The organism is Candidatus Latescibacter sp. IFSED24 (genome assembly GCF_058273205.1).
On record NZ_CM177850.1, the window covers coordinates 2166157 to 2181501 of the forward strand.

Annotated in this window: 10 protein-coding genes; 5 read left to right on the forward strand and 5 right to left on the reverse strand. The window is 69.3% G+C overall.

Annotation, left to right across the window (positions count from 1 at the left end; genetic code table 11):
- Window positions 1-50: 50 nt before the first annotated feature.
- Window positions 51-2432 (reverse strand): tetratricopeptide repeat protein, encoded by a 2382-nt coding sequence (locus IFSED24_RS08720; protein WP_491334831.1) that lies wholly within the window; start codon window positions 2430-2432, stop codon window positions 51-53.
- A gap of 152 nt (window positions 2433-2584) precedes the next feature.
- On the opposite strand from IFSED24_RS08720, the gene IFSED24_RS08725 reads away from it, so the two are divergent.
- Window positions 2585-4411: an autotransporter assembly complex protein TamA gene (locus IFSED24_RS08725; RefSeq protein ID WP_491334832.1), complete on the forward strand. Its 1827-nt coding sequence runs from the start codon at window positions 2585-2587 to the stop codon at window positions 4409-4411.
- An 8-nt stretch (window positions 4412-4419) separates the two neighbouring features.
- Window positions 4420-7950: a translocation/assembly module TamB domain-containing protein gene (locus IFSED24_RS08730; protein ID WP_491334833.1), complete on the forward strand. Its 3531-nt coding sequence runs from the start codon at window positions 4420-4422 to the stop codon at window positions 7948-7950.
- A gap of 51 nt (window positions 7951-8001) precedes the next feature.
- Here the strand turns inward: IFSED24_RS08730 and IFSED24_RS08735 are convergent, their stop codons facing one another.
- The 4 genes from IFSED24_RS08735 to IFSED24_RS08750 all read right to left on the reverse strand — a co-directional run bounded on the left by IFSED24_RS08735 (window position 8002) and on the right by IFSED24_RS08750 (window position 13114).
- The gene (locus IFSED24_RS08735; protein ID WP_491334834.1) at window positions 8002-10011 is read right to left on the reverse strand and encodes a M1 family metallopeptidase; all 2010 of its coding nucleotides are present in this window, start codon (window positions 10009-10011) and stop codon (window positions 8002-8004) included.
- A 77-nt stretch (window positions 10012-10088) separates the two neighbouring features.
- A complete protein-coding gene (locus IFSED24_RS08740) occupies window positions 10089-11039 on the reverse strand; it encodes a serine O-acetyltransferase (RefSeq protein WP_491334835.1) in 951 nt (316 codons plus the stop codon).
- Between the two features lie 24 nt (window positions 11040-11063).
- Window positions 11064-11999 (reverse strand): cysteine synthase A, encoded by a 936-nt coding sequence (gene cysK, locus IFSED24_RS08745; RefSeq protein WP_491334836.1) that lies wholly within the window; start codon window positions 11997-11999, stop codon window positions 11064-11066.
- Window positions 12000-12097: 98 nt separating this feature from the next.
- The gene (locus tag IFSED24_RS08750) at window positions 12098-13114 is read right to left on the reverse strand and encodes a potassium channel family protein (protein WP_491334837.1); all 1017 of its coding nucleotides are present in this window, start codon (window positions 13112-13114) and stop codon (window positions 12098-12100) included.
- Between the two features lie 165 nt (window positions 13115-13279).
- Between IFSED24_RS08750 and IFSED24_RS08755 the strand changes: the two genes are divergently transcribed.
- Genes IFSED24_RS08755 through IFSED24_RS08765 form a run of 3 tightly spaced genes read left to right on the forward strand, consistent with a single transcriptional unit; the run spans window position 13280 to window position 15216 of the window.
- Window positions 13280-14275 (forward strand): DUF1573 domain-containing protein, encoded by a 996-nt coding sequence (locus tag IFSED24_RS08755; protein ID WP_491334838.1) that lies wholly within the window; start codon window positions 13280-13282, stop codon window positions 14273-14275.
- 19 nt (window positions 14276-14294) lie between these two features.
- The gene (locus IFSED24_RS08760) at window positions 14295-14765 is read left to right on the forward strand and encodes a rhodanese-like domain-containing protein (protein WP_491334839.1); all 471 of its coding nucleotides are present in this window, start codon (window positions 14295-14297) and stop codon (window positions 14763-14765) included.
- Entirely contained in the window at window positions 14758-15216 is a 459-nt protein-coding gene (locus tag IFSED24_RS08765; RefSeq protein ID WP_491334840.1) for a MauE/DoxX family redox-associated membrane protein, read from the forward strand. The genes IFSED24_RS08760 and IFSED24_RS08765 overlap by 8 nt, the downstream gene beginning before the upstream one ends.
- The last annotated feature ends 129 nt before the right edge of the window (window positions 15217-15345 follow it).

Below are 15345 nucleotides of genomic sequence, written 5' to 3' on the forward strand. Positions count from 1 at the left end.
GGGATTCCGGGTCCCGGCCCGTACCTTGACGCCGACCGCGAGCCCGTTCCTCACTTGCCCGCTCCTCCGATCGTCCCGGAGATATGCGAGCCCATGTTGTACGTGCGGCCGCGCGGATGCACCAGATACTCGCCGTTCAGCGAACCGGTCCTGGTGAAGATGCGGTAGCTCTGCACGCCGAGCCACTGGTTCCAGCGACCTCCGTAACTGGTTCCCTGCCGCTGGACATCGTACCGGGCGCCGTGATCCTTGATGCCGCCGAAGCCCCAGCGCTCGCCCAGCTGTTCCATGGCCAGGAGCGTCCACTCGAAACCCGCCACCTCCTGCTCGAACCCGGCGCTGAATTCGCGCGACAGCTCGGCTAACCGCTGCGACTCGCCCAGGTGCTGATCGAGCCAGAGGAGGAGCAGCATCTCGTCCTGGTCGAGATCCCGACCCCAGTGCGGCGCCAGCACCGCCTGCGCCTGCTCGGGCAGTTCGAGCCAGGCGAAGCCGTAGGCCAGGAGCTTGCGCCGCTCGGGGGTCGGCTGCGCGTTGTAGTCGCGCTCCAGGAGCGCCAGTTGATACGCGTCGAACCCCTCGGCCCTGACGTTGGCGCCGGATTCCTCCAGGCTCTCGGCGAGGAACCTCTCCAGATGCCGCCACCAGAGCTGGCCGGCCGGCGGCGCCTGCGGCGAGAAGGCGCCGTCCTCGTGAGCGTGCACGTCCATGGGCGCGGGATGCCACACCCCCAGCGCATCGGTGCCGGGCAGGAACGATTTACCTTCGCGACGCGCCACGGTGGCCAGCTGGATCACCCGACCGAGACGCTCGCTGCTCGGATCCAGCAACGCGGCCTGCTTGAAGTCGGACAGGCCGCCGTCGAGGTCGCCGGTCTGGCAGCGCAGCAGACCGCGGTTGAACCAGGTCTGCATGCTGGTGTCGTCCTGCTCGAGCGCGCGATCGAAAGCCAGCTGGGCCTGATGCCGCTGCCCCACCTGCAGCCAGGCCACGCCCAGCGCATTCCAGGCGCCGGCCAGCGTCCGGTCCTCGCCCAGGGCCTCGGTCAGCAAGGAGATGGCCTCGTCCGGCCGTTCGCGGCCCATGGCCACCAGCCCCAGGAGGTAGCTGGTCCAGGGCTCGACCTCGCCCAGCTGGGCGAACCGGACCCGGGCGGCCGCCAGATCCATCTCCGCCAGCACGTAGTAGCCCCGGGAAAACCGCAATTGACCGCGCAGCGCCAGGGCCTCGCCGACGTGGATACCCCGCCGGATGCAGACATCCAGCGCATCGTGGGCACGCAGGTACCGTTGCTCGGCACTCTGCTGCTGTGGCCGCTCCAGTGCCATCATGGCCGCCGAGGCGGCGTGAGCGAAGAGCGAACCGCCATGATAGGCACCGCTCTCCAGCCGGTAGAAATTGACCTCCCGGTCCGGCAATCCCCGGATCACCGGGTCGCAGCTCAACGGAATGGGGATGGTGTTCTGGCGATAGGGCCGCCGGATGTAGGCCAGGGCGTAGTAGTAATTGGCCCGGCGTTCGCCCGCGAGTTCGGCATAGAGTCCCAGATCCTGCCAGAACCGCTCGGGCATGGGCACCACCTTGCGGAAGTAGGGGATCTCGCCGAGGACGTGCCAGGCCAGGTCGACCTCGCCGCGACGCATCCAGACCTCGGCCTGGAGCCAGCGCTTCAAGAGGTCGGTGGGTTCCTTCTTCAGGCCCATGAACCCGGTTCCGGGACTGTAGCCCACCACGGGCAGCATCAGCGGCGGCAGGCCGTAGGACAGATCCATGGCCAGCTCGAGGTCGCCCCGGCCCGCCAGGAGCAGGCCCCGGACCAGGATCGCCTCGGAATCGGAAGCGCCGATGTCCGGCCGGGCGCGGTCGAGCCAGGCCAGGCCGCTGTCCCACCAGCCGGCGTCGCGCTCGATCCAGGCGGCCAGCACCGCGATGTTCCGGCGCAGGCGGGCAGGCACCTCGATCCGCTCCGGAATCCGGACGCAGACGGACCAGGCGGTCTGCAGGCTCTCGCGTGCGCGCCGCTCGTCGCCCACGATGTCCAGCAGGTAGCCGCGGTCGAACCAGAGGTCGGCCCGGGTGGGGTCCAGGCTCAGGGCGGCATCGAGATGGTCGATGACGTCGCCCAGCGCCGGAATCGTGTTGTAGTTCAGGTAGGAGACGTAGGTCAGGGGATTCTCGCGCTGCCGCACCACGGCCCGATGCATGGCCTCCGAGGCGATCAGCGGGTTGAGCGCCCCCTCGGCTCGCTCGGCGCGCGCCGTCTGCTGATCGGGCGGCAATTCCAGGAATGCGTCCAGGCCCAGCGAATCGGTCTCGGCCCGGGCGAGTTCGGTCTCGGACAGGAAGGTCGGATGGCGCATGCTGCAACCGGTGGCCAGGACCACCAGGCAACCCGCCATCAAGACCCCCGATCCACGCTTCCAGCGACTCATGCTCTCCCTCCTCGGCATGCGCGGCGAATGGGCGTCGGGTTCCTGGTGACGATACCGATCCCGACCGTTTTGGACAAGGACACCCCAGGTTGGCAATCGGGCGCCTTCGGACTATGATGCCCAGCAGCCAATCTCAGGGAGGGCCTCCGTCGATGCTGCGCATCATCACCCGTTCCACCGTGCGTGGTTTGCTGTGCTATCTGGGTCTGCTGATCCTGCCCGACGCCGCCATGGCCGAGGCCATCGATGTCAGCGGACTGGGTCCCTGGCAGGGACGCGAAGTGACCGAGCTGGTCCTGGTGGGCCTGCCTGACGAACTCGCCGGCACCGCCCAGAAGGGACTGGCCCTCACGCCACGCCGCAAGCTCCTCAGGATGCGCAAGGCCACGCTGAGCCTCAAGCTGGCCGAGGCCGATGCCCGGCGCCTGCGCCTACTGCTGGCGCGCAACGGGTATCCGGAAGCCACGGTCACGGGCCAGGGTGAGGCGGCTGGTGACGAGGCGGTCAAGGTCACCCTGACGGTGGTCCCCGGACCGTCGATCGTGCTCGGCGAAGTCACCGTGGTAGGGTTGCCCGAGCTGAACGCCGCGGTGGCTGATTCGCTGAGCATCCCGCTGGCCACCGGCCATCGCTTCACCGACAACGCCGTCCATGGCACCCGGGACGCCCTGTTCCTGGCCATGCAGCGCTCTGGCTACGCCGAGCCCGCGGTGGAGTTGACGGTGACCCGGCCCGACAGCATGGTCTGCGACATCCGGTTCGACTGCACGCCAGGCCCCCCTTACGTGTTCCGCTCGCTACGGGTCGAGGGCAGCCCAGATGATCTCGAACCACTGGTCCGCCGCACGATCGGCCTGAAGCCCGGCACCCCATTCTCGCCCGAGTATGTCAGCGTACGCCGCCGCTTCGTGCGGGACCTGCAGCTCTTCCGCCAGGTCCGGTTCTTCAGCGAGGCCGTGGACTCCACCGGGCTCGAGCTCGTGGCCGACCTGAAGGCGCGCCAGATGATCACCGTGGAGGCGAGCGTCGGATCGTTCACCGACAACTGGTTCATGATCCGGGCCGGCGCCGTGCACCGCAACCTGTTCAAGCGGGGCCGGGGATTCGGGATCGGCGCCGCCTATGCCACGCACCTCACCGAGGCCGAGATGCGGACGTGGTGGCCGGCCCTTTTCAAGGCCCGCTCCACGGCCAACCTGAGGTTGCGCTACGAGATCCAGGACGAGGATGCTTACAAGCTGAACAAGACCGAACTCGAGTTCTGGAACCTCTTCCAGCAGTGGCGCCATTCCAACCTGCGTGTCGGTATCGCCGTGAGTGATGGCAAACTCGAGAACCGCTCGGCCGACGAGGACGCCTTCGCCTCGGACGTGGGCTTCCAGACGGTGTTCAGCTCGATCTGGTACAACGACACCAGCGACAATCCGTTGAACCCCCTGCGCGGCCGCCGCCTGACCCTGCAGGGCGACTGGTCGCCGCCGGGCGTCCTCTCCGAGAAGCCCTTCGCCGCGGTGCGGGCCTACGGTTCCAAGTATCTGCCCCTGGGTGGGGAACGGACCCTGGCCATGCGCCTCGATGGCGCCATCGCCTGGCCGCTGGGCGACGCGGTCGACCTGAGCCCGGACCGGCGTTATTTCGCCGGCGGCGTGAGCACCCATCGCGGTTACCGGCGGCGGCGCCTGGGCCCGGTCGATAGCGCCGGCAGCCCCGTGGGCGGCGAGGTGCGGATCCTCGCCGGCGCCGAGGCGCGCCTCCCGCTCAAGTCCATCATCGGCCTGGCGCTCTTCGTGGACGCGGGCCAGGTCTGGTTCCGTAACACGAATGTCCACGTGCAGGATCTCGCGCTGGCCGGCGGCGCCGGCCTCCTGTTCAACACGCCCATCGGACCGCTGCGGTTCGACTTCGCGCACAACATCACCGATCCTGTCAACAACCAGCCCCGGTCGATCCTGTCGTTCGCCATCGGCCACCCGTACTAGGAGTCCGCGTGACTGCCACGAGACGCACCATCATCCTCGCCCGCCTGCGCCGTATCGCTCGCGTGACCGCGCGAGTGGTGGCCTGGTCGCTGCTGTCGGTGATCGTCCTGGTGGTCCTGGTGCTGGCGCTGGCCCCCACGCGGCGCCTCCTGCTGGAGAAGGGCCTGGAGCAGGCCGGAGGCGCCATGCCGGCCGGCCGGCTCACCGTCGACCACAGCGACTGGCCGGCGCTCGGCACGCTCCAGTTCGAGGGCGTGGCCTGGACCGACAGCACGCGGACCCTCGCCAGGATCGACACGCTGCGCCTGGTGCTCGACATCACCGACCTGCTGCGTCGCGACGTCACCGTGCGCGAGGTCCTCGTGGCCGGCGTGTCCGCCGACCTGCCCGCGATCCAGGCGCGCCTGCCGGTGGCGACCGCATCCGTCGATTCCACCGCGGCCGCACCGGCCTCGCCGCCACCCTTCCCGCGCCAGGGTTCGCTGCCGCCGGTGCCCTCGCTGGCCATCGAGCGGCTGGCAGTACGCCGCGTGACCGCGCTCACCGCGCCCGAACAGACCGTCCAGCTGGACAGCCTGACCTTCAGCGCCGACCTGCGTCACGGTCGGCCAGTGGCCCTGGCGGCGGCCGTGCGCGCGCTGCCGCTTCCCGACCTGGGTTTGTCCTGGCGGCTGGCGGGAACGGCCGACGCGGACACCCTGCGGCTCGACCTGGCACTCCTGCAGGTCGAGGCGCCAGACCGGCTGCTCGCGCCTTCGGCCCTTCCGCTCGAGGGTCATCTGCGGCTGCCCACGGCGCAGCTCGACAGCCTCGCGGCCGGGCGGCCCGTGTGGCCCAGCCTCCAGCTGGACCGCTTGCTGATCGACGGATACACCGGTCAGTGGCGCCTCGATGTCGCACTCGACGGTCGCCGTCCCGGCCATGTCCAGATCCATTCACGGCTGGCGGAGCCGCCCACGGCGCTGCTTGCTAGCCTCTCCAGCACGGGCTTCGACACCCTCTCCCCCGGCCTGCTCGACACGCTGGTCGCCCACTGGGCCGAGCAGGGCGAGCCAGGCCTCACCTTCCGCCTGGACGTCGAACCGCCACCGGCCCCGCAGGCTCCGCTGGCCAGTCGCCTGCGGGCTCACGGCGAGGTGCTCCTGCCCTCCCCCGCGGCCCTGGCGCCGCTGCTGCCGCCCCAGCTCGACACCGAGGGCCTCGGCGCGGTACTCTGCGATCTGGATCTGCGCTTCGACGGCCAGCAGAGTCCGCCGTCCTTCGCCGTGGACCTGGACCTGGGAGCCACCGACTGGTTCGAGACCGCGCACCTGGCCGCCAGCGGCGACACCACCCAGGCCGTGCTCGACTCGCTGGTCCTGCGCCTGCCCGGACTCGCGCTGCTCGCCAGCGGTCGGGCCGACCGCGACTCGGTCCGACTGGATCTCGCGGTCTCGCTGCCCGACTCCACGCTGCTCGCCCGCTGGCGGGATCCGGCCCTGGCCGAGACCGGGGTGGCGGCCGACCTGACCCTGGCCGCCCGCGGCGCGTGGCCGCTCCCCCACGTCACCCTGGGTCTCGAGGCCCGCTACACCTCGCCGCTGATCACGGTGCCCCGGCTGACCCTGGCCGCGGGAGCCGACGCCGACACCATCGCCCTGGACCTGAGTCTGCCACAGGGACTGCACACGGCCACCGTCGTGCAGGACAGCCTCTATCTCGGCTTTCACGGCGCGGCGAGCGATTCGCTGCGGGCGCTGCGCGGGCGCTATCGGTTCCAGACCAGCGGGCCCCAGCTCGGGCTGATCCTCGACGGATTCCTGGACGCCCAGGACCTGATGACCGCCCCGGCCGGCACCCTGACCACCGACACCCTCGCCCTGCAGCTGGCCGGCCAGGGACTGGTCAACCCCTCGCCATGGCGGCTGGCCTTCTCGCTGCCCGACACCGCCGTCGTCCTCAGCGAGCTGGCCCTCGCAGGTGAGATGGGCCGGTTCGACCTGAACGCCGCCGCCACCATGGACACCCTGGCCGCCCGACTGGGCCTCGACCTGCACGTGGCCATGACCACCCTGGGCGAGCTGCTCCCACCAGAGGCCAGGGCCTTCCTGCCCGCAGGAATCCTGACCGCCGGCGGCGAGGTCCAGGCGGCGGGCGCCCCGACCTCACCATGGGCCCTGGGGCACGTGCGGATCGGTCTGAGCGAGAACCCGAACCTGGCCGAACTCGTCGCCGAGGCCGACCTCGTCCTCGGTGGTTCGGGCTCACCGCCGGCCAGCCTCGCCCAGCCGAGCAGCGGCTGGCGCGAACAGAGCGCCCGCGTGAACCTGGCGCTGCGCCACGCCGACACCACCATGGTGCAGATATCCGCCCTGGTTCCCCTGCCACGACCCGACGCCGCCCCCGACTCGGTGCTGGTCCATCTGGACGCCACGCGCATGGATCTGGCCCGGCTGGGACCGCTGCTGCCGTCGGGCACCAAGCTCAGCGGCTTCCTCGACGCCGACGCCGCCGTGGCGGGCCTCATGGCGCCCGACGAGAAGCAGCCTAACCTCGACCTCTCCGGCGGTCTGGAACTCTCCAAGGTGCGCACATCAACTCCCGACGGCTCGTGGCTCTCGCTCGCCGGCAGGGTCGAACTTTCGGGCAACACCCTGGAGCCGGTGGTCAAGGGCGGTCTGGACATCGAGGCGGGCCTGGTCCGCATCCCCGAACCACCGCCGGTGCTCCTGCCTGCCTCGGGCGAGGCGCTGCTCTGGACCGCCGCCGCACCGGTGGACACCAGCCTGGCGGCCGCGGCGGTCGACACCAGCGCGAAGGAACCACCGCTGCCCGCCATCATCCCCGAGCTGACCTTCCGGATCCACTGCCCCGGCGATCTCTGGCTCCGCGGCCAGGGTCTGGACTTCGAGCTCGCCGGCGACCTCACCGTCCACCTGCGCGAGGGCAAGCCTGCGGTCGAGGGCGAGCTGGAGGCGCGCCAGGGCACCGCGCGCCAGCTGGGGCACGTGTTCCGCCTGGATCGCGGCCGGGTGATCTTCTACGCCGACGAGGACGAGCTGAATCCCGAGCTGGACATGCTGTTGTCGGTACGCATCAGCAGCTACACCATCCGGATCGAGCTGACCGGTACGGCCAACGACCCGATCATCGAGTTCAGCAGCGATCCGGACATGACCGACGGCGACATCATGGCCACCCTGCTGTTCGGCAAGCCGGCCAGCGAGCTGGACGAGGGCCAGGCCGGGCTGATGGCCGACCGCGCCGCCCAGCTCGCCACCGCGTACGGTTCGGTGGCCCTGCAGGAGAGCGTGGCCAAGGAACTGGGCGTGGACGTCCTGACCATCGCCCCGCGCGAGGGTAGCGACGACGCCAACGCCCTGACCGTGGGCAAGTACCTCAACCCCAAGGTGCTGGTGCGTTACGAGCAGCTGCTCGAGGGTGAGAGCGCGTTCTTCGTCCACCTGGATTACTCGTTGACCCGGCAGATCAAGTTCCACACCCAGATCAGCCAGGGCGACGCGTCGGGGGCGGAGCTCAAGTGGGAGAAGGACTGGTGAGCGGGCTTTCGGCCTGCGCGGTGGGGAGTCCCCGCTCCGGACGCGCGCGCGTCAACGGAGGATGGTGAACTTCCGGACCTGCCGCTCCCCATCGATCGTCACCGCCGCCCAGAACATCCCCGAGGGCACACGCCGGCCATCGCCGCCGTGGCAATCCCAGGCGAAATGGTTGCCCTCGCCGGAGGGCACCACGCGCCCCAGATCCTGCTGGAAGACCCGGCGGCCCATCACGTCGAAGACCGCCACCTCTACCGTGCTGGTCGTCTCGAGTTCGTAGGCGAAGACCACCCAGTCGTCGCGCGCCGGATTGGGGTAGACGTTGCGCAGGCCGGCCACCTCGCCCACGACGCCGGCGGGTTGCCAGAGCACCCAGTGATCGGGATCGAGGACCACACGCTCGAGGATCGCACCGGCCGGCAGCGGCAACGTGGCCGAGGCCTCGACGCCGGCCAGGTGGATGCGGGTCGACAGCGAGCCGTCCTGCAGGTCCAGCTGGACCGGGTAGATGTTGTCGAAGAGCTGGGACTGGTTCTGGCGCAGGGTGATGCGGACCGCAGGCGGTTCGGTGCCGCCATCGAGCACCTCGTACTGCAACGAGACCTGCGGCACCTGATCGGTGGTCAGGTAGGGCCAGAAGAAGGCGTCGAGATCCGCTTCGGCGTAGGCCTCGCAGTGGTCGATGAATTCGTCGGTGATCACGGTGCCATACGGGCGGCCACCAGCCTGGGCCCAGTCGCGGACGAGCTGGAAGAAGGTGGTGTCGTCGTCGAGCCGGCCGCGCAGCATGTGGATGATCCAGGCGCCCTTGTCGTAGATGATGCGTCCCGGAAAGACGGGGACCGGATCGTAAACCGGTCCCTGGCCGGCCCAGTCGGTGGCGGGGCGGCCGCGATCCAGGAAATCGTGATAGCCCTCTTCGCCGTCCTCGTACCCGGCCCAGAGCGCCTCACTGTAGGTGGCGAAGCCCTCGTTGAGCCAGATGTCGGCCCAGAACCGCGGACTGAGGCTGTTGCCGAACCACTGGTGGGCCAGCTCGTGCATCACGTAGGTCCAGGTGTAGCCCTCGCCGGTCATGAAGCCGCTGCCCCAGCTCGTGCAGGTCTGGTGCTCCATGGCGCCGCCCCAGTCGAACTCGGCGTGCCCGTACTTCTCGTCGGCGAAGGGATAGCTGCCGAACCACTGCTCACAGAGGTCGACCATCTCGCAGGTCCGGCCGAAATCGGTCCGTGAATCCAGGTCGTCCTCGGGGTAGACGAAATGCAGGAGCGGCATGGTGCCCTGGCTGGTGATGCAGTCCTCGCTCCAGCGGTTGTAGTTGCTCACCGCCACCGAGACCAGGTAGCTGGCGATGGGATAGGTGGAGAGCCACTCGAAGGTGGTCCAGCCGGGTCCGGCGGCGGCCTCGCTGATCAGGAGGCCCGGCGCCGCGGCCACCATCCCGGTGGGGACGGTGTAGCGCATGACCAGGCGGTCGATCTTGTCGTCGGGACGGTCCTTGCACGGCCACCAGTACTTGGCGTACGCGGGCTCGCTCAGGCTGGCGAAGATGGGCGCCTCCTCGGGACCGCTGCCGTGAGTCTCGAGCCAGAGGCCGCGGCGATAGTCCGGCGGCGAGGGCGTGCCCTCCCAGGCCACGGTCAGCGAGTCCTGGACACCGCTGGCCATAGCCGCGGGCAGGCGGATCAGGAGCGCGTCGTCGGCGTGGCTGAAGGGCAGGCTGCCGGAGACGCTGGTGACCGCACTGACCGTCAGGCCATGGCCGTCGGCGAAGTCCAGCACCACGGTCTGCAACGTGTCGTCGAGGCTCGTGAAGACATGGGTGACCGACCCGACGACCGAACCGTCATCGGTGTCCAGACGCAGAACCAGCTCGCTGCGCAGGATGTCGTACCGCTCGCTGCCCGGCGCATGGTCGCCGTGTTCGGGTCCCTTGCCGGCCACATGCTTGCCCTCCCAGTCGAGGCGAGTCAGGCCGCCGTGGACGGGATGGATGGGGTCGGCCGTGGCCAAGCCGGCCAGCAGCGTGGCGACCAGGATGACGGGAAAGGCTGGTCTGGTCATGGAAGCTCCTCGAAGTGCAGACGAACGACCGGCCATCGCCCCCGGCCGGTCTTCCGGGATGATAACACGCTCCCGGTTCACCGCGCCACCGAAACACCGTGGCGACCGCCCTGGACCCGGGCGCCGGGCGCCACCGAGCCGGTGATCCACGCGCCACCGCCGATGACGGCCCCGCGCCCGATCACCGTCTCGCCACCGAGAATGGTGGCCCCGGCGTAGATGGTCACCTCGTCCTCGACGGTGGGGTGGCGCTTGCCGCCCTTGACCAGGGAGCCGTCGGGGTTGCGCTGGAAGCTGAGCGCGCCGAGGGTCACGCCCTGGTACAGCTTGACCCGGTCGCCGATCACGCAGGTCTCGCCGATCACCGTCCCGGTGGCGTGATCGAGGAAGAAATGGCGGCCGATGGTGGCGCCGGGGTGGATGTCGGCGCCCGAGCGGTGGTGCGCCCATTCGCTCATGATCCGCGGCAGCAGCGGCACGCCCATGCGATAGAGCGGGTGGGCGAGCCGATGCACGGCGATGGCGAACACGCCGGGATAGCAGAGGACGACCTCGTCGGTGCTCGCCGCTGCAGGGTCGCCCTCGAAGGCGGCCTGGACATCATCGCGCAGCGCGCTGCGGACCGACGGCAGATGGTCGAGGTATTCCATGGCCAGCCGGGGAGCCAGCCGCGGGATCTCGGTCTCGGCCAGTTCACCCGCACCGTCGCCGTCGGCCCAGAGCGCGGCGCAGGTGCAGCCATGCCGTCGTGAGAAGCGGAGACTCTGGACCAGCACGGCCGTCAGGTCGGTGTGCAGGTGTTCGAGGTGGCTGGCGGCGAAGAGGCGCAGATCCCCGTCGCGCGGGACCGGATCGCCGTGGTAGCCGGGAAACACCACCACCAGCAGGCGCTCGAGGATGCGCAGGATGGCCGCCTGCGAGGGCAGGTCCTTCTCGCCGATCCGGTTGATGACACCGTCGGTGCGGTACGTGCCCGCCACCTGGCCGGCCAGCTCCCAGAGCCGGCGGCTACGTTCACTCTCGGTCATGGTCCCTCTCCTGGCCCGGTCGGTTCAATCCATCAGATCGGCATAGAGCGGCGACGAGAGGTAGCGCTCGCCGAAACTCGGGATGATCACCACCAGGCGCTTGCCGGCCAGCTGGGGGCGTGCCGCGAGCCCGAGCGCCGCCAGGAGCGCCGCGCCGCTGCTGATGCCCACGAAGATCCCTTCCCGGCGGGCGACCTCGCGGCTGACCGCCATGGCCTCCGCGTCGTCCACGGCGATCACCTCGTCGATGAGGCTCGTGTCGAGGATGTCGGGCACGAAGCCCGCTCCGATGCCCTGGAGCCTGTGCGGGCCGGGAGCCCCACCCGATAGCACCGGCGAGGCCGCCGGCTCCACCGCGAAGGTCAGGAACTCGGGGTTCAGTTCCTTGAGACGGCGGCTCACGCCCGTGATCGTGCCCCCGGTGCCCACCCCGGCCACCAGGCCGTCGACGCGGCCGCCGGTGTCGCGCCAGATCTCCTCGGCGGTGGTGCGCTGGTGGACCTCCGGATTGGCCGGGTTCGCGAATTGCTGCGGCATGAACGACCCCGGACGCTCGGCCAGCAGCGCCTCCGCGGCCGCGATGGCGCCCTTCATCCCCTTGTCCGCGGGCGTCAGCACCAGCTCGGCCCCCAGGGCGCGCAACACCGCCCGACGTTCCCGGGACATGCTCTCGGGCATGGTCAGGGTGAGCTTGTAGCCGCGGGCCGCGGCCACGAAGGCCAGCCCGATGCCCGTGTTGCCACTCGTGGGTTCGATGATCTCGGTGTCCGGCTTGAGCCGGCCATCCCGCTCGGCCGCCTCGATCATGGCCAGGGCGATGCGGTCCTTCACGCTCGCCATGGGATTGAAGAACTCGAGCTTCAGGAGCAGCTCGCAGTCGTGGGGGTTCAGCCGCTGCAGCCGCACCAGCGGGGTGCCGCCGACCAGGTCGAGGATGGTGTCGTGGATGCGCTCGGTCATGGCTGTCTCCTCGGGAACGGTCTCTCACTATATAAGACCGTTAGTGTCATGATTTCGGCCAACATAACAAGGCGAGGAGCGAGATGCCACACCGGGACTCAGAGAAGGCTGTTGGCGAAGCGGTCGAGCTGGTCCCGGCTACCGAGCGTGATCAGCTCGTCGCCCGCCTCCAGCACGTGTTCCGGCCCGGGGTTGAAGACCAGGTGGCCATCGGGCTTCTTGACCCCGATGATGATCAGGTTGAATTCCTGGCGGATGGTGGTGTCGCGCAGAGCTCGACCGGACAGGGGCGCGCCTTCGCGCAACGTGATGTCCTCGAGGCTCAATTCCATCTCCCCGCTGCGCGTCAGCAGGTCCATGACCTCGTAGACCGCCGGGCGCAGGAGCGCCTGGGCGATGCGCACCCCGCCGATGTTGTAGGGAGAGATGACCTGGTCGGCTCCGGCCGAACGGATCTTGCGCAATTCGCGGGTGTCGCTGGCGCGGCTGACGATCAGCAGCCCCGGATTCTCGGCGATGCACATCTCGCGCGCCGAGAGGGTGATGTAGAGGTTGTCCACGTCGCGCGAGGCCACGGCCACCAGACCGCGGGCCTTGAGCACCCCGGCCAGCATGAGCACCTCGTCCTCGGTGGCGTCGCCCACCACCACGCGGTACCCCTTGCGCTCGAGGGTCTCGGCCTGGGCCAGATCACGGTCGACCACCACGAAGGGTACCTTCTCGGCCTGCAACTCCTCGCAGATGGTGCGTCCCACCCGGCCGTAGCCACAGACGATGATATGGCCACGCATGGCCCCGATCTCGCGCATCATGCGTTTCCTCCCGACGAAGCGTTGCAGCGAACCCTCCACCACGGCGCGGCCCAGTGCGGTGAGCGTGTAGCCCACCACCATCAGGCCCGAGATGATCAGGATGATGACGAAGACGTGGCCGTCGGTCTCGAGCTGACGCACCTCTCCGTAGCCCACGGTGCTGATGGTGATGATGGTCATGTAGAGCGCGTCCAGGAAGCCGAAATCTTCCAGGACCATGAACCCCAGCGTGCCGACAACGACCACGGCCAGCAGCAGGATCACGCCGCGGCTGACGTTGCTCAGGCCTGTATCACCGTCCATGCTCGCCTCCGGTCCGGGTCAGGCCTGGAGGTTAAGGGCTTGCCGGGAAACCGGAAAGTGACAATTTTGACGGAACAACCGGTCGGGTCGGGAACTTCTCCGTCGTCCCGACTGTTACCGGGAGGTTCTTCCGGTCCGCAACGCACAGCCAGGATGGTGTCCCCCATGCGCCTCGTCTTCGCCTCGCTCGCCCTGCTGCTCCTGCCGGCTCTGGCGGGTGCCCAGCCCCGGATCGAACTCTCGCCCGGGCAGCTCGATCTCGGTGTCATGCAACAGTTCGAGACCCGCGAGCTCCAGGTCACCATCAGCAACACCGGCGACGAGGTCCTCGAGATCCGTGACATCGAGGCGACGTGCGGTTGCACGGTCCCCGAACTGGCGGTGGACGAGCTGGACCCCGGAGCCTCCACGGTCCTGGACATCCATTTCAACAGCAAGACCTTCCAGGGTCCGCAGCGGAAGTACATCCACATCTACACCAACGACCCCGTCCAGGGGGCCGTCGACCTCATCATCACCGCCGACATCAAGGTGCCGCTGTCCATGGAGCCGGGTCAGGCCCTGATGCGCTTCCGCACGCTCCAGGCCGGTGAGACCCAGACGGTGACCTACACCTTCCACAGCGAGGACGTGCCCCGCCTGGAGCTCGCCCCGCGATCCTGGCCCGAGGCCCTGCTCGATGTCCAGGTGCGCCCGGGCAGCGACCCCCAGACCGTCCTCGTCGATTTCGTGATCCGCACCGACGCACCCCCGGGACGCCACCGCGAAGTGATCAAGCTCAGTTCCAACGTGCCCGCCGTCCCGGTGGTCAGCCTCCAGGCCGACGTCAAGCTGGTGTCCGACCTCGTGGTCAACCCCGAGCGGGTGAACCTGCGGATGGTCAAGCCCGAGCAGACCCTGCGCACCGTGGTCCGGGTGGCTCCCTACCGGCCCGGTACTAGCTTCGAGGTCACCAGCGCCGAGATCGACATCCCGGGCCTGCGCGCCAGCGTGGAGAACGGCGCCGACGAGTGCGTGATCACGCTCAGCGGTCAATCCGTCGCGGCCGACAGCGAACTGGTCGCCGCCAACGGCGCGGTCCAGGGCACCCTCACCATCAAGACCACGCTCGCCAGCGTCCCCGAGACCACGGTCCCGGTGATGTACCTGGTCCGGCGCTGAGCCACCGCGAGGAGCCCGCATGACTCCCGTCATCCAGGCGTTGCGCCTGCTCGGCATCTCGCTGGCCCTCGCCCTGCTCACCTGGGCGGTGCGTGGCGACCGCCTCCCGCTGCTCGCCGACGCGACCACCTACGCCCTCGACCTGCCCGCCCCGCTGGTCAGCGTGGAAGAGGCCCGTCAGCTCTATGCCGATGGCAGCCACTACTTCGTGGACACGCGCCCGGGCGAGGTCGCCGGGCCGGGAACGATCCCCGGCTCCTTCGTGATCCGCGAGGATAGCTTCGACGCCGACCTCGACGCGGTGATGGCGTTCCTCTACCCCGAGGATGCCCTCATCCTCTACGGCGAGGGCAACCCCCTGCCCGTGGGCGCGGTGGCGGCACGGATGCAATCGCGCGGCTACGAGAATCTGCTGATCCTGCAGGGCGGCCTGGCAGCCTGGCGGCAGGCGGGCGGACCGCTGGACGGCGCGGAGGTGGGCCATGAATGAACGGCGCACCTGGCTGGATCTGCTGACCCTGGCCTGTCGGCTGGTGGTGGGCGCCATCTTCCTCTACGCCTGCCTCGACAAGCTCCAGCATCCCCAGGCCTTCGCCCAGGCCATCGCCAACTATCGCATGGTGCCCATGGCGCTGCTGCATCCTTTCGCCTGGCTGCTACCCATCGTCGAGGCGGTGGCGGCGCTGGCGCTGATCGTCGGCTGGCAGCGGCAGGGCGCCGCGCTGGTGGCATCGGCCATGACCCTGGTGTTCATCATCGCCATCGCCGCCGCCCTCGCCCGCGGCCTGGACATCTCCTGCGGCTGCTTCCATACCGAGGGTGGCCATTCGGTGGGCCAGGATCTCCTGGTGCGCGACCTGGGCCTGCTGGCCCTCGCCCTGGTCCCCCTGTTCTCGCGCCATGACCGCTGGTCGCTGGATGGCCTGCGCGCCCGGTCCTGAACGCTGATAACCGCCTCCGCTTTGGTCGAACCTAAATGTTGACTCCGGGCCCGCTTGCGGTTTGACTTGATCCCGCGAGGCGGCGATTATTCAAGCACGAAGCCGCCCGAGCGGTAGCCACCAGTTCCA